Here is a 17,984-nt window from a genome sequence, read left to right as displayed (position 1 = left end):
CATCAAGGACACACAGTGATACGCTCCGATGTCATCCGCCTCTATAAGACGGTGCATACCTGGACCGGCATCCTGACAGGAATGGCCCTGTTCATCACCTTCTATGCCGGGGCACTGACCATCTTCAAAGAACCACTTGCCCGCTGGGCTTCACCTCCCGCAGCGCACATGGTCGCCGTCCCCCTGTCCGAGGCCGCCACCCTCATCGCCCGCACCCTGGAGGACCACCCCAAGGCGGCCCGGAATTTCCAGCTTCATCTTGAACAGGATGATCTCCGGCCGGAGCGGATGACCTGGAGGGAACGGCCCACCGACGCCGGTGACCACGACGAACTCTCGGCCCGTCACTACGCTGCTACTTTCCATGCCGATGGCACAGCACACATAGAGGAAGTCCATCCCTCCCAACTGGCCGAATTCATCGACGTCCTTCACCGTGTGGTGGGGCTGCCTCTGGACACCGACCCGCATCGCTGGATCATGGGAGTGGTGGTGTCCCTCTACGCCCTGGCATTGATCTCCGGGGTGGTCATCCTGCTGCCATCGCTGGTGAAAGACTTTTTCGCCCTGCGCATCGGCCAGAACCTCAAGCGCATGTGGCTGGACAGCCACAATGTGGTAGGCATCATCAGCCTCCCGTTCCACCTCATCATGGTCCTAACTGCCGCCGTGTTCGCCTTTCACGATGGCATTTACCATTTGCAGGACAGGCTCTTCCACGACGGCCGGCTCTCCACTGCCTGGGAGATGCGCCGGGAGACGCCGGAACAACCCAGCCCCCGCACTCCATCCGAACTGCTGCCGCCCGCCGAACTGGTGGCACAGGCCCTGGCAGTCTCCCCCAGCCTCGAACCCACCATGTTGCAGTACATTGGAGTTACCACACCCCGGGCGATGGTGCGGGTGTGGGGGCATGACCCCACCGCCATCTCCCCCCGGGCCCTGGGCGGTTTCGCGACGCTCGACCCCTACACCGGCGAAGTGCTGAATACGGACTATCTGCCGGGCAAGCAGGACGGAGCCCACACTACCGTCAGCAGCTTCTTTGCTCTGCACTTCGGCACCTTCGGCGGCACACCGGTGCAGTGGGCCTACTTCCTGCTGGCCCTGGCGGGGGCCTGGCTGTTTTACAGCGGCAACCTGCTGTGGATCGAAACTCGCCGCAGAAACGGGCCGAAGGGCGATCACCCTCCCGCTCAGCGTCGTGATACGCGATGGATGGCCTCCGGCACGGTGGGTGTATGCCTGGGTTGCGTCTGCGGCATCTCCCTCACCATAGCAGCTGCCAAGTGGCTGCATGGGCACGTGGACAATCTGGCCGCCTGGCATCAGTACGTCTACTACGCCGTATTTTTTGGCAGTATCGCCTGGGCCTTCAGACAGGGTGCAGCCCGGGCCGCCATCCATCTGCTCTGGCTGGCGGCTATCTTGACCTGGACCATCCCACTGACCACGCTGCTAGCCTGGATACTGCCATCCCTGGGGCTTTGGGGACATACCAGCGTGGCCAGCCTGGGCGTAGACCTGACTGCCGCCGTGGGTGGACTGTGCTTTGCCTGGCTGGCCCGGATCACCACTCAGCGGATACACAACGGCATGGAAGACGGCGTTTGGTCGGCGCCTACATCGGGAGCGGCCGGACGGGTATAATTCCCGGCCATTTGCCCATTTCAGGAGTTCCCCATGCGACCCAGCGGCCGTGCCCCGGACCAGCTTCGCCCCATCCGTTTCACCCGCGGGTTCACCCGGCATGCGGAAGGGTCCGTGCTGGTGGAATACGGCGATACCCGGGTGATCTGTACCGCCACCGTGGATGAGCGGGTGCCGCCGTTCCTGAAGGGCAAGGGCCGGGGCTGGGTGACGGCCGAATACGGCATGCTGCCTCGCGCCACCCATGAGCGCATGGGCCGGGAGGCGGCCCGAGGCAAACAGGGTGGGCGCACCCTGGAGATCCAGCGCCTGATCGGTCGCAGCCTGCGGGCGGCGGTGAATCTGGAGGGGATGGGCGAGCGCCAGATCACCGTGGACTGCGATGTCATCCAGGCCGACGGCGGTACCCGCACGGCCTCCATCAGCGGCGGCTACGTGGCCCTGTGCGATGCCATCTCCAGCCTCAAGGCCCGGGGACAGATCAAGCGGGACCCCATGTTCGGCAGTGTGGCGGCGGTCTCCGTGGGGATTTACAAGGGCGTGCCGGTGCTGGACCTGGACTATCTGGAGGATTCCGATGCCGAAACGGACATGAACGTGGTCATGAACGAGGCCGGCGGGTTCATCGAGATCCAGGGCACGGCGGAGGGCCATGCCTTCCGGGGCGAGGAACTGGACAGCATGCTGGCCCTGGCCCGCAAGGGGATCGCCGAGATCATCCAGGCCCAGCAGGCCGCGCTGGGCAACTGATTCCACCCAAAGGACTCATCAAGCCTCCCGCGGGTATGAGCACCCGCGGGAGCGGCCCTCGGCCGCGAAGGACCACTGACAACCCCCACCGTATCGCGTTTCGGAGCCAAGAATGAAAATCGTGCTCGCCACCGGCAATACCGGCAAGGTCAGGGAATTTTCGGATCTGCTGGCCGGCAGCGGCCATGAGGTCCTGCCCCAGTCCGATTTCCAGGTCAGGGAAGCCGAGGAAACCGGACTGAGCTTTGTGGAAAATGCCATCCTCAAGGCCCGCAATGCCGCCGAACAGACCGGTTTGCCGGCCATGGCCGATGACTCGGGAATCGAAGTGGATGCCCTGGACGGGGTGCCCGGGATCTACTCGGCCCGTTATGCCGGCCCCGGTGCCGATGCAGAGCAGAACAATGGCAAGCTACTGGAAGCCCTGAAAGGAGTTCCGGAGGATCGGCGCACCGCTCGCTTTCGCTGCGTCATCGCCTTTCTGCGCCATGCCCGGGATCCCTCTCCGATCATCTGTGAGGGGACCTGGGAGGGGGCCGTGGCCCTGCGACCGGCGGGAGATGGCGGACACGGCTACGACCCGGTGTTCCTGGTGCCGGAGCTGGGACTGACGGCGGCACAGATCAGCGCCGAGGAAAAGAACCGGCGCAGTCATCGGGGTCAGGCGCTCACCTCGCTGCTGACGCGTCTGGGCGGGTCGCGGTAGGGGCATCCGCGGAGAACCTGTCGGACCTGCATCCTTACGGGGAGCGGCGGCGATGGCTTGATCAGTGTTTCCCTCAGGCGGTCAGATCACGATAGCCCAAGAGCACGTCGGAAGCCTCCCCCTTGCTGCCATCGGTCCGCTCGAACTCCCCCTGCTGGGCCACCACGTCATAGGCATTCAGGGCCCGGGCGGTCTGGGCGTAACCCAGATGAATGGCGGCAACACCGGCCTCGTCCAGGGTCTTGAGCCGCTGGCTCCCGTCCGCCCCCATCTGGAACAGCCGCAGACGCTCGAACACACTGTCCTGGGCGTTGATCACGCCGTCACCGTTGTCATCAAACCTGGCCAGCTCCTCAAAGCCGTGAGCGGCACCGTGCTGATCTCCGAACAGTTCCCGACCATCATCAATGATACCGTTGCCGTTGCGGTCCAGAGCCAGGAACCAGCTGTTGCCGGTGACGAAGCTGACCTGCTCCTCCCGACCGTCGCCGGTGATGTCGAAGCGCACGCCGCGATCCACCCCGGTGGTGGCAATACCCTCGCCCCCCAGATCCAGCACCAAGGGGTCGGCCTGCTGTGGCTCCCCACCCAGACTGACCTGCAGACGCTCCATGCGCACGGACTCGAAGCGGATACGGGCGGCCTCCCCGATCTCGGCGCCACGGATCGTCACCTCCAGACGGGAGACACCCCATTGCTGCCGCTGGATATCCATGCCACGGCCAGATGCCGCTTCCGGCGCCGGCGGGTCGACAGGGGCGGCAGATGACCGGGGTGACGGGGGTTCGGTGTCGACTTTTGGCTTCTCCTGCAGCAGAACCTGCCGGATGATGCGATAGTCCTGATGTTCATTGAGTCGGGTTTCCTTGTCGGCCAGGACAGCGGCGGCCTCCCCGTCCGGCGGCGCTGATGGCACCGGATTGGCGGGTCTGGCGGTGGGTGGAAGGACGGGACTGGAGAGGGGTGGGATCATGGGGACCACCTGCCGGATACTATGAGCCTGATGGGGTTATCGGCGGGCCGGGATGAGACTTTAGGGAGGATTACCGAACTGCGGCGCAAAGCCCCCGGATTTATCCGTGGGGATATAAGCCGCGTCTTGCGCGATAGCGCAAGACGGTATACGTTTTGAATTGTGGCGATATTCACCAAGACAATCAAACTTCCCTTTCTTCGGTTAAATCAGTCGAAGGCGGACATGTTTGCTCGTCTTGAAAAGATCAACACAGAAGTTGCCAACTCGATCCTTGCCCTGCCCAAATCCGAGCGTCGCCAACTCACCAGCAAGGCATTTGCGGATATCGAAATCGGCTCGGCATGGATCAATCAGACCATTCGCAACGCCAACGCCCGCACCCAGGTGAAATGCTTTAAGCGCCTTCCCCTTGAAACCAACAACCAGAACTGGAGATTGCATCGTGTCGGTGACACCTTCAGCCTTGGTTTTGGATTGGTGCGGGGCATCAAGAAGCGAGTCCCGATAGAAGTTCATGGGGCTTCTCATCGGGATTGGCTGGAGGCGCTGCTGGAAGGAAAGGCCAAAGCGGGCAGTCTCAAGCTGGTTCAGTCCAAAAAAGGTATCTGGTATGCCTGCCTTTCGGTGTCGATGGAGGTTCCCGACGCCAAAGAGACAGAACACTGGATCGGAGTGGATCGAGGGCAGAATGTTCCGGCTGTGGCCGCAACACCCGATGGCCCCGTCATCTTCTGGAAAGCCAAGCAGATTCGTCATGTGCGAAGAATCTACGCCCATCGTCGCCGGAAGCTGCAAAAGGCAGGTAAACACCGGGCCGTCAAAAAGCTGGAATCGAAGGAACGGCGCATTGTCACCCACATCAACCATTGCATCAGCAAGGATCTGGTGGCCATGGCATCGCGCCTGGGGGCGGGCATCCGGCTGGAAGATTTGAGCGGTATCCGCCGCTCAACGAAACAGCGCAAGAAAACCAGATCGGACGCCGGTCAGAACCGGGACTATTGGCCGTTCTTCCAGTTGGAAACCTTCGTGGCCTACAAGGCGGTTCAGGCCGGTGTGGCCATCGACAAGATCCGTCCCCACTACACCAGCAAGACCTGCCACCGCTGTGGTGCGATCAATGATCGTAAAAAACATGCCTACGTCTGCACCCGTTGTGGACACAAGGCGCACGCCGATGCCAACGCGGCCATGAATGTCCGCGACTGGCATGGGCTGTGCTGCTCGCTGAATCTTGAGGATTTGGCGGGCGGGCTGCATGAGCCAGCCCTGAACCCGGTACGCGAAATCACCGCGAAAGCGGTGACGTAGCAAGAACGGGAATCCCCCGGCTTTAGCTGTGGGGAGGCTCAAAAAAGATAACCGGCTGCGGCACACTGAAGACCGGACCTTTGCCACCGCAAACTGAAATCCCATGCCCTCTTCCCAACCGCCACCGCCTCTGACCCTGTATGTGCACATCCCCTGGTGTGTGCGCAAGTGCCCCTACTGCGACTTCAATTCCCATGCCGCCGACGAGATTCCCGAACAGGCCTATGTGGAGGCCCTGATCGCGGACCTGGAGACGGAGCTGCCCATGGTCTGGGGGCGATGCATCGACAGTGTCTTCATCGGCGGCGGCACCCCCAGCCTGCTGAGCCCCGAGGCCATCGAACATCTGCTGTCGGCGATCCGCGCCCGCCTTATCTGCCGCCCCTATGCGGAAATCACCCTGGAAGCCAACCCCGGCACCGTGGAACAGGCCCGTTTCGAGGGCTACCGGGCGGCGGGGGTGAACCGCCTGTCCATGGGGATCCAGAGCTTTGACGATACCCTGCTCGGGGCACTGGGCCGCATCCATACGGGACGGGAGGCCCGGGAGGCGGTGGCCACGGCCCGTGCGGCGGGATTCGAGAACCTGAACCTGGACCTGATGTTCGGCCTGCCCGGACAGACGGTGGCCCAGGCCATGGCTGACCTGGACACGGCCATGGATCTGGGGCCTGAGCACCTGAGCTGGTATGAACTGACCCTGGAGCCCAACACGGCCTTTGCCGCCGCCCCTCCCGCCCTGCCCGACGAGGACACCCAGTGGGCGATGATGACCGAGGGGCAGGCGCGACTGGCATCCCGGGGGTTTGCGCACTACGAGGTCTCAGCCTATGCCGGGAACGGGCGACAGTGCCGACACAATCTCAACTACTGGCAGTTCGGGGATTATCTGGGCATCGGCGCCGGAGCTCATGGCAAGCTCACGTTACCGGCGGAGGGACGCATCCTGCGCCGCTGGCGTCATCGTCAACCCAGGGCCTTCATGGAGGGCGTCCGCTCCGGCCGGGCACTGAACGGCGAACGGGTGCTTGGCCCGGAAGAAACGGCATTCGAGTTCATGCTCAACGCCCTGCGGTTGGTGGAGGGCGTGCCGTCAACCCTGTTCACCCGCCATACGGGGCTGGGACTGAAGGCCCTGGAACCGGCAAGGTCGGAGGCGATGGCCCGGGGACTGCTGGAAGATGATCCGGCGCGACTGGTGGCGACTGCGACGGGGCGACAGTTCCTGAATGATCTGGTGGGCCTGTTCCTGCCGGCGGACGGGCCGGACGGGGGGGATTGAGGTGGAGGGGCGCGGGGAAAACAACGGCATCAGTCCGTCGGCTTCCTCGGCACCCACACCATCACCTTCTCCACCAGCCCCATGTCCAGCTCGGCCTCGGCGGTGAACTCGCCGGCGTAGGCGGCCTCCTCCTGATTCAGGTCGTAACAGTTCGCGCCGGTGATGTCCATGAGCACCGCCGGAATGCCGGCGGCACGGAAGGCATGGATGCGCTTCTGATAAAAATCCCGACAGCACATGCCCACATAAGCAGGCTCGCCGTCTGCCTGCATCTGCTCCAACACCCGGCACAGGTGCTCGTAACGGGTGATGGTCACCACCTTCATCCCCCGCTCCCGTGCCAGGCGATAGGCCTCCCCCACGTCACAACCACCGCATTCAGGGCAGGCATCCTCGTGGCGCCAGTCGCACCAGGCGGGCTTGGCGCAGTAGGGCACCAGCATGACCGAGGCCCGGTTCAGGATATCCTTGACCCCTTCCACACCGTCGGGCCGGTGGACCATGAGCCGGTTAGCCTGCCGGACATCCAGGCCCAGCCCCTGCTCCGCCCGGCGCCCCAGGGCCAGGCGCAGCAACCGACACAATTCGTCGGGACCGAATCCCGGAAGCTGAACGTCCTCCGCCCGCAGACGGCGGATCATGCGCACTTCGGCCGCATCCATGGGGGCACCGGCCAGGGTTTCGGCCAGGGACAGGAACAGATCCGGTGGCGCCACATGCACCGCGCCGGAGAAATGGGCCGCCCGGATCACCCGGCCGGTATCGTCCGGCAACAGACGCAACTGCAGGATGCCGCCGGGGGTGGGCAGGAACGCCTGCCAGCTACAGTCCGCGCTTGCCGACCAGTCTTCGTCCAGGGCAGGGTCCACGGGCATGTCCGGTGGTGGCCGTGCCCTGTCGTGCACCGGATCCGGCGCGGTCATCATGCCCTCCAGCGCCAACTCCCGAAGCAGAGAGTGGGTAACGGCCTCCTTCAGAGCCACCATGTCCAGATCCCTGATCGGCATCTCATCCAGAGTGATGAAACGATTGCGGGCACTGAGGATGCCCTGGGCGCTGAGTTTTTCCCGTGGCGCCCGAAGCACCTTGAGCAAAACTTCCGTATCCAGCGTTTCCAGGATCACCGCCTGGTAGAGCACGGCCTCGGCCTCGATGGCCAGAAAGCCCGCCCCCAGCTTGCGCCCGGACACTTCCAGGTCGTTGGGAAAGGCGGTATGGGCGGAAATGCCCAGGCCGGCCAGGGCCCGCACCAGGGCGCGGTTGAGCCGGGCCATCAGCGCCGTGAGGGTATCGCCCCCCCCCAGCCAGTGACGGGGCAGGGTCAGACTCAGGCAGCACTGCCCCGGCGCCAGATAGAGGGCCCCACCGCCGGTGAGCCGACGCACCACGGGAATGCCCGCCTCTTGGCAGTAGGTGCCGCGCACCCCGTGACAGACGGCTTCGTGACGGCCCAGGCTGGCGGTGGGCTCATAGCGATGGAATCGCAGCCTGGCCTCGTCGGCGGCCACGGAACCCGCCAGATGGCGAAGGTCCCGGGCCACCTGCTCGGCCCCCGGCGCGATGCCGTCGGTCCAGACCCGGCAGGGCCGGACCGTCATGCCGATACGCTCTCCCGCCAGTTCATGCCGGCGTCACCCTCCCAGTAGCCGTCGCAGAAGCGGGGGAACAGGGGCTTCATGGCATCCAGGGCCTGACGCGGGGTCAGGTTGCCGTCGATGCAGCCGCGGAAGGCCCTGACCACTGCCTCGGTGCCTTCCGGTTCCGGAGAAATGCGCACCACATCGATCCCCATGGCCTGCAGTTCGGGCATGGCCTCGATGAGGTTGTTGGGGTCGGCGGACTGGAGCTGGATGCCGTTGATGGTGAGGAAGCCGCTGCCGTCCTGGGTGGCCAGGGGCAGGCCCGCCGGATAGTCCAGGCAAGCCAACTCACAGCTGTCCTTGGGCAGGTTGCGGGCACGGGCGGTGAAGCAGCGGGCGGAGAAGGCCAGGGGCAGACGACCGAACACCAGCACCTCGGTTTCCAGTCCGTCGGGCCGAGCCTTGTGCATGCCTTCCAGGATATGCCGGGACAGCTCCACCGGCATCACCCAACGCACCGCGCCGATGTCCCGCAGTTCGCGCAGGGTACCGGCGTTGTAGGTGTTGATGTTGGGGCCCGCGACAAAGGGCTTGCCCAGGGACAGGCCCAGGGACGTGGCATCGTTGGCCTCGATCATGAAGCGACCGTTTTGCACCAGGCGTTCCAGGGCCAGGCGCTCGGATTCCGCTTCCATCAGGGCCAGGGTGGACATGACCACGGTCTTGCCGGCGGCGGCCAGACGATCGGCCACCTCCAGCCAGTCGGCGGCACGCAGCTCGCGACGCTTGGAGCAGACCGTCTCGCCCAGATAGACGATGTCCACCGGCCACTGTTCGACGGCGGCGTAGAATTCCATGACCCGCTCGCGGGGCCAGTAATACTGAATGGGTCCCAGGGAAAGTTTCATTGCCAGGCTCTGTGCAAGGCACCCAGGGTCTGGGTGCGTCCTTCGGACATGCCGGCGAGCTGGGAGGCCCATTCCGGCCGCGGGGTGTAGGCATCGGGGTTGGCGTGGCAGGCATCCAGGGCCTGGCGCATGACGCGCGTGGCCTGTCCCACATAGGCGGGGCTGCGCTGACGGCCTTCCAGCTTGATGGCCTTGACGCCGATCTTGAGCAGATCGGCCAGGATGTCCAGGGTGCTCAGGCTGGTGGGTTCCTCGATGGCGTAGATGGTGTCATCGCAACTGCCCACCTGATAGCGGCCCTTGCAGATGACCGGGTAGCCGGCGCTTTCGCCGGGCTTGAAGGTATCGATGAGTACGCCGTTCAGCCGCGCCTCGCGACCGCGACCGGTCTCGATCCAGCGCACGGCATGGGCGGGGGAGCAGGCCCCCTTGGTGTTGGGTGAGTCGCCGGTGGCATAGGAGGACAGCATGCAGCGGCCCTCCACCATCACGCACAGGCTACCGAAACCGAACACCTCGATGTCCAGCCTGGCCCGCTCGATCACCTGCGCCACCTGGGACATGGACAGCACCCGGGGCAGCACGGCGCGCACCACGCCGTAGCGCTCGTGGTAGAAGTTCAGGGCATCGGCGGTGGTGGCGGAACCCTGGACCGACAGATGCAGGGTGAGATCCTTGTGGGTATCGGCGGCATAGCGCAAAAGCCCCATGTCGGCGAGGATGACGGCGTTCACGCCCTCCTCGGCGGCCACATCCACCGCCTGGGTGGCGGCGGTCCAGATGTCCGGCTGGGGATAGGTATTGAGGGCCATGTAGACCTTCACGCCCTTGCCCCGGGCGTAGGCAATGCCCTTCTGCAGGGCCTTGCGGTCAAAGTTCAGGCCCGGGAAGTTACGGGCATTGGTCTCGCCGCGCAGGCTCAGATAAACGGCATCGGCGCCGTTGTCCACGGCTGCCCGGAGCGCCGGGAAGCCGCCCGCCGGACAGACCAGCTCCATACGATCTGGGTTCATCAACAACTCTCCTGGGTTCCTGGAAGGTGACTGTCTGAATGCAGGGGACGCGCACCCTGTCGGGTCCCCCGCCGTGTCAGCTCCTGTTCGATGGCGTTGATCACCGTCCACTTGCTGCCGCACCAGTCCGGTGCCAGCAGCAGGGGCTTGCGCGCCGTGGCGGTCAGGCGATGGAACACCACCTCGGGCGGGGTCATCTCGATCATGTCCACCGCCGTGTTCACATATTCGTTCAGGGTCCAGGGCCGGTATTCGCCGGCGCGCCACTGGCGGGACAGGCGGGTGCCCCGGACCACATGCAGGGGGTGAAGCTTGAGGCCATCGGTGCCTTCATTCAAGACCCGGGCCAGGGTTTCCCGCTGGTGCCAGGGGGTCTCGCCGGGCAGACCGATGATCAGGTGGGTGCAAACGGATAGCCCCCGGTCACGGGCACGCCGGACGGCGTCCTGGTATTCGGCAAAGCCGTGCCCCCGGTTGACCCGGACCAGGGTCTCGTCGAAGGCGGACTGCAGGCCCAGCTCCAGCCACAGGGTATGGCCCTGTTCCTGGTAGGAAACCAGCAGGTCCAGCACCTCGTCGGGCACGCAGTCGGGGCGGGTACCGATGGACAGCCCCACCACCCCCGGCTGTTCCAGGGCGGCATCATAGAGGGCCTTGAGGCGGGTGACCTCGGCGTAGGTATTGGTGTAGGCCTGAAAATAGGCCAGGTGCAGGCGGGCGCCGGTGCGCCGGGCCACCACTGCCCTGCCCTCGTCCAGCTGCCGGCGCACGGCGCCGCCGTCCTGCCCCTGGGGGGCAAAACTGGCGTTGTTGCAGAAGCTGCAACCGCCGCGGCCCTTGGTGCCGTCCATGTTGGGGCAGATGAATCCGGCGCTCACGGTGAGCTTGTGCACCCGCTGGCCGTACCGTGCCCGCAGGTGGCTGCCCAGGGTGTTGACGCGGTCGGTGAAGGTGGACATCGTCAGCCCACCAGGTCCAGGACCCGACGACGAAACCCCACCCCCAGTTCCCGGGCAATGGCTTCGCAGGCGGTGATATCCACCCCCGGAAGGCCGTCGACGGCGGTGACGGTGACCTCGGGCACATGGACACGGGCGGCACGCACGAAGTCCAGCAGGGCAGGATAGGCACCGGGCAGTTTGGGCCGGCAGTGCCGTTCGTAGGTGAAGGCATCCTGGGCATTGAGGGAGACGGACAGGGCATCGATGCAACCGGCCATCTCCGGGGTCACATCCCGGCCGTGGACCAGACTGGCCAGGCCGTCGGTATTGATGCGGATGGCGGGGGCGCCCCGGGCCTTGAGTTGCCGGGCCACGCTCAGGACGGCGTCCAGGCGCAGGGTGGGTTCGCCCAGGCCGCAAAACACCACGGCTTCGTAATCCTTCGGATCGCCCACTGCGTCGAGCATCTGTTCCACCGTGGGCTCCTGATACAGCCGCAGGGGGTATCCCTGCACCTCCCAGGTCTTGTTGAACTTGGGGCAGAAGGCGCAGCGCAGGGTGCAACGGTTGGTGACGTTCAGATAACGGCGGTTGTGTAGGCTGTAACCCACCACGGGGTCTGCGTGGTGGTCGGCCGTCTGTTGCTGCATCTTCAAGCTACCTCTTGGCTTGCGGCCCGGGGTCGGGGCCGCGACCCGACGCCCGAAACCGCGGCGGGGGCTCGCCGGGAAAATCGCCATTAAACATGAATTGGCGGTCGCTGTCATGTTCTGGAATCAGTCTTGGCCGGTGCCGCGGACCAACCCCGTCATGCGCGACCGGGGCCGCTCAGGTCTTGGGCAATGTCACGCCCCGTTGCCCCTGATACTTGCCGCCCCGATCCTTATAGGAAGTCTCGCAGACCTCGTCGGACTCCAGGAACAACATCTGCGCCACCCCTTCATTGGCATAGATCCGCGCTGGCAGGGGGGTGGTATTGGAAAATTCCAGGGTCACATGCCCCTCCCACTCCGGCTCCAGGGGGGTTACGTTCACGATGATGCCGCAGCGGGCATAGGTGCTCTTGCCCAGACAGATGGTCAGCACATTGCGGGGAATCCGGAAATACTCCACCGTCCGCGCCAGGGCGAAGGAGTTGGGGGGGATGATGCAGACGTCCGATTTGACGTCCACGAAACTGCGTTCGTCGAAGGACTTGGGGTCCACGATGGTGGAGTTGATGTTGGTGAACACCTTGAATTCGTCGGCGCAGCGCACGTCATAGCCATAGCTGGAGGTGCCGTAGGAGATGATGCGCTCCTCCCCGGCGTACCGCACCTGCCCCGGCTCGAAGGGTTCGATCATGCCCTGCGCCGCCATGCGGCGGATCCACTTGTCCGATTTGATCGACATGAAACGACCTGCCTTTACTGGATGACGATGTTGGGGAACTTGGCGCTGTAGTCCCGGGCCTGGGCGGCCAGGCGCGCGGCGGTGCGGCGGGCGATTTCCCGGTAGATCTCTGCGATGCGGCTATCGGGCTGGGCGATCACGGTGGGGCGGCCACCGTCGGCCTGTTCACGGATATGGATATCCAGCGGCAGGGCGCCGAGGAACTCCACGCCGTAGTCCCGGGCCATGCGCTCGCCGCCGCCCTGGCCGAAGATGTATTCCTCGTGACCGCAGTTGGAGCAGATGTGGATGCTCATGTTCTCCACCACCCCCAGCACCGGCACGTCCACCTTCTCGAACATCTTCAGACCCTTGCGGGCATCCAGCAGGGCGATGTCCTGGGGGGTGGTGACGATGACGGCACCGCTCACCGGAATCTTCTGGGCCAGGGTAAGCTGGGTGTCGCCGGTGCCCGGCGGCAGGTCGATGACCAGATAATCCAGCGCCTTCCAGTTGGTGTCCCGCAGCAGCTGTTCCAGGGCCTGGGTGACCATGGGGCCACGCCAGATCATGGGGGTGTCCTCATCGATGAGAAATCCGATGGACATGGCCTGGATGCCGTGGTTTTCCATCGGCTCCATGGTCTTGCCGTCACGGGTCTCCGGCTTGCCGGAGATGCCCAGCATGCGGGGCTGGCTGGGGCCGTAGATGTCGGCATCCAGGATGCCCACGCTGGCCCCCTCCCCCGCCAGGGCCAGGGCCAGGTTGACGGCGGTGGTGGACTTGCCCACTCCGCCCTTGCCGGAGGCCACGGCGATGATGTTCTTGATCCCCTGAAGGGGTTTGAGATTCTTCTGTACTGCGTGGGAGACGATGCGGGTCTCCACCTGTACATCCACCGTGGCGACACCCTGGATGCGCCCCACCTGCTCGGTCACGGCCCGGCGCAGCGCATCGTGCCAGCCGGCGGCGGCATAGCCCAGGGTCAGCCGGATGCCGACCCTGTCGCCATCCACCTGGATATCCTTGACGGCCTTGGTGGACATCAAGTCATTGTCCATGTAGGGATCCTGGATCTCCTTGAGAGCCGTTTCAACCTGCAAGCGGGACACCTGGGACATCAAACCTTCCTCGGGGAATTCGTCGGGGGATTCATCATGCAATGCCGGGATTCTACACCATGGGATCAGGGGAGGCTGCATCCCCCTGCCGATGAAGGGTTTGCCGGGGTCGCTCCCACGTCAAGGCTGCAACTGAAGTATCATCTCTCCCCATGAAGACCCCCGAACTCCTCGCCCCCGCCGGCACCCTGAAGAACCTGCGCTATGCCCTGGCCTACGGCGCCGATGCGGTGTATGCCGGCCTGCCCCGCTACTCCCTGCGGGTGCGCAACAACGACTTTTCCAGCCTGGAACAACTGCAGGCCGGGATCGAGGCCACCCACGCCGCGGGCCGCCGATTCTTCCTGGCCGCCAACATTGCCGCCCATCCCGCCAAGGTGCAGACCTTCCTCAGGGACATGACCCCGGTGGTGGAACTGGCACCGGATGCCCTGATCATGTCGGATCCGGGCCTGATCCTGATGGTGCGGGAGACCTGGCCGCAAGTCCCGGTGCATCTATCGGTACAGGCCAACACGGTGAACCAGGCATCGGTTCGCTTCTGGCAGGGGCTGGGTCTGTCCCGGGTGATCCTGTCCCGGGAGCTGTCCCTGGAGGAGATCAGCCGCATCCGCGAGGACTGCCCGGACACGGAACTGGAAGTGATGGTGCACGGCGCCATGTGCATCGCCTATTCCGGGCGCTGCCTGCTGTCGGGCTACTTCAATCACCGGGACGCCAACCAGGGGGCCTGCACCAATTCCTGCCGCTGGCGCTACCGTCTGCACCCCACCCGGACCGATGATGCCGGCGACCTGCTGCCGATGGAGGAAGCCGCCGGGGGACGTCACCCACAGGCAAACGAGGCATTCCTGCTGGAGGAAGGGGAACGGCCCGGACAGCTCATGCCGGTGGAAGAGGATGAGCACGGCACCTACATCCTCAACTCCATGGACCTGCGGGCGGTGCAGCATGTGCGGCGACTGACGGAGATCGGGGTGGACGCACTGAAGATCGAGGGCCGGACCAAATCCCACTATTACGCCGCCCGCGCCACCCAGGTGTATCGCCGCGCCATCGACGATGCGGCGGCGGGCCGGGACTTCGATCCGCGACTGCTGGATCACCTGGACGGATTGGCCAATCGGGGCTATACCGACGGCTTCCTGACCCGGGCCAGGGACCGCACGGCACAGAATTATACGCGGGGACATTCAGAATCCTCCCGCCAGCTGTTCGTGGGAGAGATCCTGGGCTTTGATCCCGACACCGGACTGGCGGAGATCGAGGTAAAGAACAAGTTCGCGGTGGGAGATCGCCTGGAGGTGATGACCCCGGCGGGCAGCCGCGAGCTGGTCCTGGAGACCTTGTTCAGCCTCGCGGGAGAAACAATGCCGGAAGCACCGGGTGCGGGCTACCGGGTCCGGATACCCCTGCCCGACGGGGATTACAGCCTGGGACTGGTGGTACGGTACATGGAACCGCAGACGCCTCAAGCACCTTGCGACGCCTCATCCTCCCAAGCCTGATCCTGCTGATCGCGGGCCTGCCCGGACCGGCCCCGGCCCTGGATGGCCTGCGTCTGGGCATCGGAGACATTCAGGGCGACGGCTGGTCCATGGAAGGCGTCAGCCTGGACCTGAACCTGGGACAGCGGGATACCCTGGATCTCCAGGTGGAACGACTCCGGCTCCCGGAACCCCTTGGGGCACTGCGGCAGATCCGGCTGCAATGCCGGGGAGGTGGACTGGACAACATCACCCTGGACTGTCCGCGGCTGCAGGTGACGTGGCGACACCCGGCATTGGGATATGGCAGCGGCACGGGCCGCATGACCCTGCGCCTGGATGGACGCCTTGACCTGGATCTGACGCTTGTCCTGGAACAGATGGACGGACTTCAGGTACGCCTTTTGCTGGGTCCGGGACACTGGCGGGCCACGGCGACCCTGCAGGCACTGCCTCTGGAAGGGGTCCCTCCCCTGCTCAGGGTCCTGGCCGCGCCGGATGCCCCCCTGAACGACCTTCTGCTGCAGGGTGTCCTGTCCGGCCACCTGCAGGCCACCGGTGGTGATGACGGCCTGGAGCATCTTTCATCCCGACTGTCCTTGCGCTCCGGCGCCTTCAGCGCCGCCGACGGCACCCTGGCGGGGGAAGACCTGGCCATGGATCTGGCACTGGAAGCCCGGCAACAGGCCGACCGCTGGCGGGGCCGACTGGATCTGACCTGGTCCGAAGGGGGAAGTTACATCCATCCGGTCTATGCCGAGTCCTCACCTGATGCCCCCGGCCGACTGGAGCTGGCCTTTACCGGTTCGCCGGAACACGGCGAACTGCGGGTGGATCAGCTGGATCTGACCTGGGGGGAGGCCCTGCAGGTGGTGGGCAGGCTGCATCTGGATAGCCGGCAGGATCCGCCCCTGCGGGAGGCCGACCTGATCCTGAGCCGGGGGCGGCTACCGGTGCTGTACGAGACCGTTCTCCAACCCTTTCTCTACGGCACGGTACTGGAAGACCTGGAAACCCAGGGACTGGTCTCGGCCCGGCTGCAGATCAGGGAGGGCGCGCTGTCCCAGGCGGCACTGACCGCCGTGGACGTCTACCTGGACGACCGGCTGGGACGCCTGGGCCTCTACGGCCTGGACGGACGCTTCCTGTGGAGTGCGACACAAAGCCCGCCACCCAGCAGCCTGGGCTTTGTCGGCGGGCACGTCTATCGCATTCCCCTGGGCAACACCCGCCTGCGCCTGCAACTGGAACAGGACGGCCTGCGACTGCTGGAGCCGGCCCGGATTCCGATCCTGGACGGAGCACTGGAAGTGGAGACACTCAAGGCGCAGGCCCTTTCCACGGATGACCCGGTAATGGAATTCGATGGCCGCATCACTCCCATTGCCATGGAGCTGCTGGCCGCCGCCATGGAGCGTCCCCTGTTCACCGGCACCCTGGCCGGGGTCATCCCCCGGGTGCGCTACCAGGGGGGTGAGCTGAGCGTCGGCGGACGGCTGCTGATCCATGCCTTCGACGGCCTCATCATGATGCGCAACCTGCACCTGCGGGACCCGTTCGGGGTGGCGCCGGTGCTCTCCGGCGACATGGACATCAACCACCTGGATCTGGCGGCCATCACCGGCACCTTTGCCTTCGGCAGGATCGAGGGACGACTGCAGGGCCACGTGCACGACCTGGTGCTGGTGAACTGGGAACCGGTCCGCTTCGACGCCGCCCTTTACACCCCCCTGGAAGGCAACTTCCGGCGCCGCATCAGCCAGCGGGCGGTGGATAATCTGGTGAGCCTGGGCGGCGGTGTGGGCGGAGTCCTGGGCACCGGCTTCCTGCGCTTCTTCGAGTCCTTCTCCTACCGCCAGCTGGGCCTGTCCTGCCACCTGCGCGGGGACGTGTGCGAGATGAGCGGGGTGGCACCGGCGCCCACGGGAGGTTATTTCATCGTCCAGGGGTCGGGACTACCCCGGATTCAGGTGGTGGGCTTCACCCGCCAGGTGGCCTGGCGGGATCTGGTACACCGGCTGGTCAGTGCGGTGCAGTCCGGGGAATTCTCGACGCACGCGGATGATTGAAACCGAGACTCAGTGGTACCTGAACCGGTACCAGACCATACCCAGATACTCATGCAGGGCAAAGCGGGTGCGTTCCAGGGCCACTGCCTGGGGAATCAGGCCACGTCCATCAAACCCCTCCGATGCCCCTGGATCCGGGCGGCGGGAATAGGTCGGCATGGCGGATACGGTCAATCCGGTCTGCTCGAAGCACCAGCGCGCCCGGGGTACATGCACCGCATGGGTGACAAGGACGGCATGCCCGATGCCCTCGGTCAGCAACAGTTCGGCACTGAACAGGGCGTTTTCACAGGTATTGCGGCTTCGATCCTCCACCCAGCGCACGGGCACGCCCCATTCCCCGGTAAGCACCTGCTGCATCAGTTCCGCCTCGCTCAAGGGTTCTTCGCCCCCCACCCGTCCGCCGCTGACCAGGATCGGCAGACCGGTCTGCCGATGCACCCAGGCGCCATACCTGGCCCGCTCCAGGGAAAAGTGGTTCACCGTGTCGGCGCCGTATTCCGGGGCATCCGCACGCCTTCCACCGGCAAGGATGACGACGGCACCGGCCTGATCCGGCGCAGCCTGCACGGCCCGGGCGCGGGCTTCCAGGGTGCCGGTCAGCGCATGGGACACCATCGGCAACGAAGCCAGGTAAAGGAGCAGCAGGCCAAGCACGAACAGGAGCCGTCCCATCCATGACCGCCGTAACAACACCCCCGCCAGCATCAATATCAGGGGACTTGCCGGCGGCATCAGCAACAGTTCCAGGGCCATGCATCTCTCCACGGACTTGACAGGCCATCGGGCCGACGACCGGCGACGTACCCGCTTCGGCAT

16 protein-coding genes are annotated in these 17,984 nt (G+C 65.1%); 7 read left to right on the top strand and 9 right to left on the bottom strand.

What is annotated here, in order from left to right; genetic code table 11:
* Positions 1–15: 15 nt before the first annotated feature.
* From CKO35_RS10470 to rdgB, 3 genes are all read left to right on the top strand, one after another.
* Positions 16–1,650: a PepSY domain-containing protein gene (locus CKO35_RS10470; RefSeq protein WP_200175700.1), complete on the top strand. Its 1,635-nt coding sequence runs from the start codon at positions 16–18 to the stop codon at positions 1,648–1,650.
* 33 nt (positions 1,651–1,683) lie between these two features.
* A complete protein-coding gene (rph, locus tag CKO35_RS10465) occupies positions 1,684–2,400 on the top strand; it encodes a ribonuclease PH (protein WP_200175698.1) in 717 nt (238 codons plus the stop codon).
* Between the two features lie 112 nt (positions 2,401–2,512).
* Positions 2,513–3,106 carry an RdgB/HAM1 family non-canonical purine NTP pyrophosphatase gene (gene rdgB, locus CKO35_RS10460; protein ID WP_200175696.1) on the top strand — a complete coding sequence of 198 codons (594 nt, stop codon included), beginning with the start codon at positions 2,513–2,515 and terminating at the stop codon, positions 3,104–3,106.
* Positions 3,107–3,179: 73 nt separating this feature from the next.
* Here the strand turns inward: rdgB and CKO35_RS10455 are convergent, their stop codons facing one another.
* Complete coding sequence (locus CKO35_RS10455) at positions 3,180–4,079, bottom strand: hypothetical protein (protein WP_207143657.1); 900 nt, start codon at positions 4,077–4,079, stop codon at positions 3,180–3,182.
* 225 nt (positions 4,080–4,304) lie between these two features.
* Between CKO35_RS10455 and CKO35_RS10450 the strand changes: the two genes are divergently transcribed.
* A complete protein-coding gene (locus CKO35_RS10450) occupies positions 4,305–5,393 on the top strand; it encodes an RNA-guided endonuclease TnpB family protein (protein WP_200175690.1) in 1,089 nt (362 codons plus the stop codon).
* Between the two features lie 103 nt (positions 5,394–5,496).
* A complete protein-coding gene (gene hemW, locus CKO35_RS10445) occupies positions 5,497–6,675 on the top strand; it encodes a radical SAM family heme chaperone HemW (protein WP_200175687.1) in 1,179 nt (392 codons plus the stop codon).
* 29 nt (positions 6,676–6,704) lie between these two features.
* On the opposite strand, the gene CKO35_RS10440 is transcribed toward hemW, so the two are convergent.
* The 7 genes from CKO35_RS10440 to apbC form a co-directional block, all read right to left on the bottom strand.
* Positions 6,705–8,273: a lipoyl protein ligase domain-containing protein gene (locus tag CKO35_RS10440; protein ID WP_200175686.1), complete on the bottom strand. Its 1,569-nt coding sequence runs from the start codon at positions 8,271–8,273 to the stop codon at positions 6,705–6,707.
* A complete protein-coding gene (gene ubiV, locus CKO35_RS10435; protein ID WP_200175684.1) occupies positions 8,270–9,163 on the bottom strand; it encodes a ubiquinone anaerobic biosynthesis protein UbiV in 894 nt (297 codons plus the stop codon). The genes CKO35_RS10440 and ubiV overlap by 4 nt, the downstream gene beginning before the upstream one ends.
* Entirely contained in the window at positions 9,160–10,161 is a 1,002-nt protein-coding gene (ubiU, locus tag CKO35_RS10430) for a ubiquinone anaerobic biosynthesis protein UbiU (protein ID WP_200175826.1), read from the bottom strand. The genes ubiV and ubiU overlap by 4 nt, the downstream gene beginning before the upstream one ends.
* Before the next feature lie 14 nt (positions 10,162–10,175).
* A complete protein-coding gene (gene mnmL / locus CKO35_RS10425; protein ID WP_200175682.1) occupies positions 10,176–11,135 on the bottom strand; it encodes a tRNA modification radical SAM protein MnmL/YtqA in 960 nt (319 codons plus the stop codon).
* 2 nt (positions 11,136–11,137) lie between these two features.
* Complete coding sequence (locus tag CKO35_RS10420; protein WP_200175680.1) at positions 11,138–11,767, bottom strand: TatD family nuclease-associated radical SAM protein; 630 nt, start codon at positions 11,765–11,767, stop codon at positions 11,138–11,140.
* A 178-nt stretch (positions 11,768–11,945) separates the two neighbouring features.
* Positions 11,946–12,509, bottom strand: coding sequence for a dCTP deaminase (gene dcd, locus CKO35_RS10415; protein WP_200175672.1), 564 nt, complete (start codon positions 12,507–12,509; stop codon positions 11,946–11,948).
* A 14-nt stretch (positions 12,510–12,523) separates the two neighbouring features.
* A complete protein-coding gene (gene apbC / locus CKO35_RS10410; protein WP_200175670.1) occupies positions 12,524–13,609 on the bottom strand; it encodes an iron-sulfur cluster carrier protein ApbC in 1,086 nt (361 codons plus the stop codon).
* 152 nt (positions 13,610–13,761) lie between these two features.
* On the opposite strand from apbC, the gene trhP reads away from it, so the two are divergent.
* Both trhP and CKO35_RS10400 read left to right on the top strand, forming a co-directional pair.
* The gene (trhP, locus tag CKO35_RS10405; protein WP_200175668.1) at positions 13,762–15,117 is read left to right on the top strand and encodes a prephenate-dependent tRNA uridine(34) hydroxylase TrhP; all 1,356 of its coding nucleotides are present in this window, start codon (positions 13,762–13,764) and stop codon (positions 15,115–15,117) included.
* Entirely contained in the window at positions 15,090–17,165 is a 2,076-nt protein-coding gene (locus CKO35_RS10400) for a hypothetical protein (RefSeq protein ID WP_200175666.1), read from the top strand. The genes trhP and CKO35_RS10400 overlap by 28 nt, the downstream gene beginning before the upstream one ends.
* Positions 17,166–17,174: 9 nt before the next feature.
* Here CKO35_RS10400 and CKO35_RS10395 read toward each other — a convergent pair whose 3' ends face one another.
* Positions 17,175–17,921, bottom strand: coding sequence for a YdcF family protein (locus CKO35_RS10395; RefSeq protein WP_200175665.1), 747 nt, complete (start codon positions 17,919–17,921; stop codon positions 17,175–17,177).
* Positions 17,922–17,984: the final 63 nt, after the last annotated feature.

Source organism: Ectothiorhodospira shaposhnikovii, assembly GCF_016584105.1.
In the GTDB taxonomy this organism is placed as follows: Bacteria; Pseudomonadota; Gammaproteobacteria; order Ectothiorhodospirales; family Ectothiorhodospiraceae; genus Ectothiorhodospira; species Ectothiorhodospira shaposhnikovii.
The sequence above is the reverse complement of the archived record's forward strand: the minus strand, read 5'-3'. Positions and strand labels throughout refer to the sequence as shown.

Bases quoted from the DNA above. Each gene is read 5' to 3' on its own strand.
- rph (WP_200175698.1), top strand. From the start codon at position 1,684: ATGCGACCCAGCGGCCGTGCCCCGGACCAGCTTCGCCCCATCCGTTTC.
- rdgB (WP_200175696.1), top strand. From the start codon at position 2,513: ATGAAAATCGTGCTCGCCACCGGCAATACCGGCAAGGTCAGGGAATTT.
- CKO35_RS10455 (WP_207143657.1), bottom strand. From the start codon at position 4,079: ATGATCCCACCCCTCTCCAGTCCCGTCCTTCCACCCACCGCCAGACCC.
- CKO35_RS10450 (WP_200175690.1), top strand. From the start codon at position 4,305: ATGTTTGCTCGTCTTGAAAAGATCAACACAGAAGTTGCCAACTCGATC.
- hemW (WP_200175687.1), top strand. From the start codon at position 5,497: ATGCCCTCTTCCCAACCGCCACCGCCTCTGACCCTGTATGTGCACATC.
- CKO35_RS10440 (WP_200175686.1), bottom strand. From the start codon at position 8,273: ATGACGGTCCGGCCCTGCCGGGTCTGGACCGACGGCATCGCGCCGGGG.
- ubiV (WP_200175684.1), bottom strand. From the start codon at position 9,163: ATGAAACTTTCCCTGGGACCCATTCAGTATTACTGGCCCCGCGAGCGG.
- ubiU (WP_200175826.1), bottom strand. From the start codon at position 10,161: ATGGAGCTGGTCTGTCCGGCGGGCGGCTTCCCGGCGCTCCGGGCAGCC.
- mnmL (WP_200175682.1), bottom strand. From the start codon at position 11,135: ATGTCCACCTTCACCGACCGCGTCAACACCCTGGGCAGCCACCTGCGG.
- CKO35_RS10420 (WP_200175680.1), bottom strand. From the start codon at position 11,767: ATGCAGCAACAGACGGCCGACCACCACGCAGACCCCGTGGTGGGTTAC.
- dcd (WP_200175672.1), bottom strand. From the start codon at position 12,509: ATGTCGATCAAATCGGACAAGTGGATCCGCCGCATGGCGGCGCAGGGC.
- apbC (WP_200175670.1), bottom strand. From the start codon at position 13,609: ATGTCCCAGGTGTCCCGCTTGCAGGTTGAAACGGCTCTCAAGGAGATC.
- trhP (WP_200175668.1), top strand. From the start codon at position 13,762: ATGAAGACCCCCGAACTCCTCGCCCCCGCCGGCACCCTGAAGAACCTG.
- CKO35_RS10395 (WP_200175665.1), bottom strand. From the start codon at position 17,921: ATGGCCCTGGAACTGTTGCTGATGCCGCCGGCAAGTCCCCTGATATTG.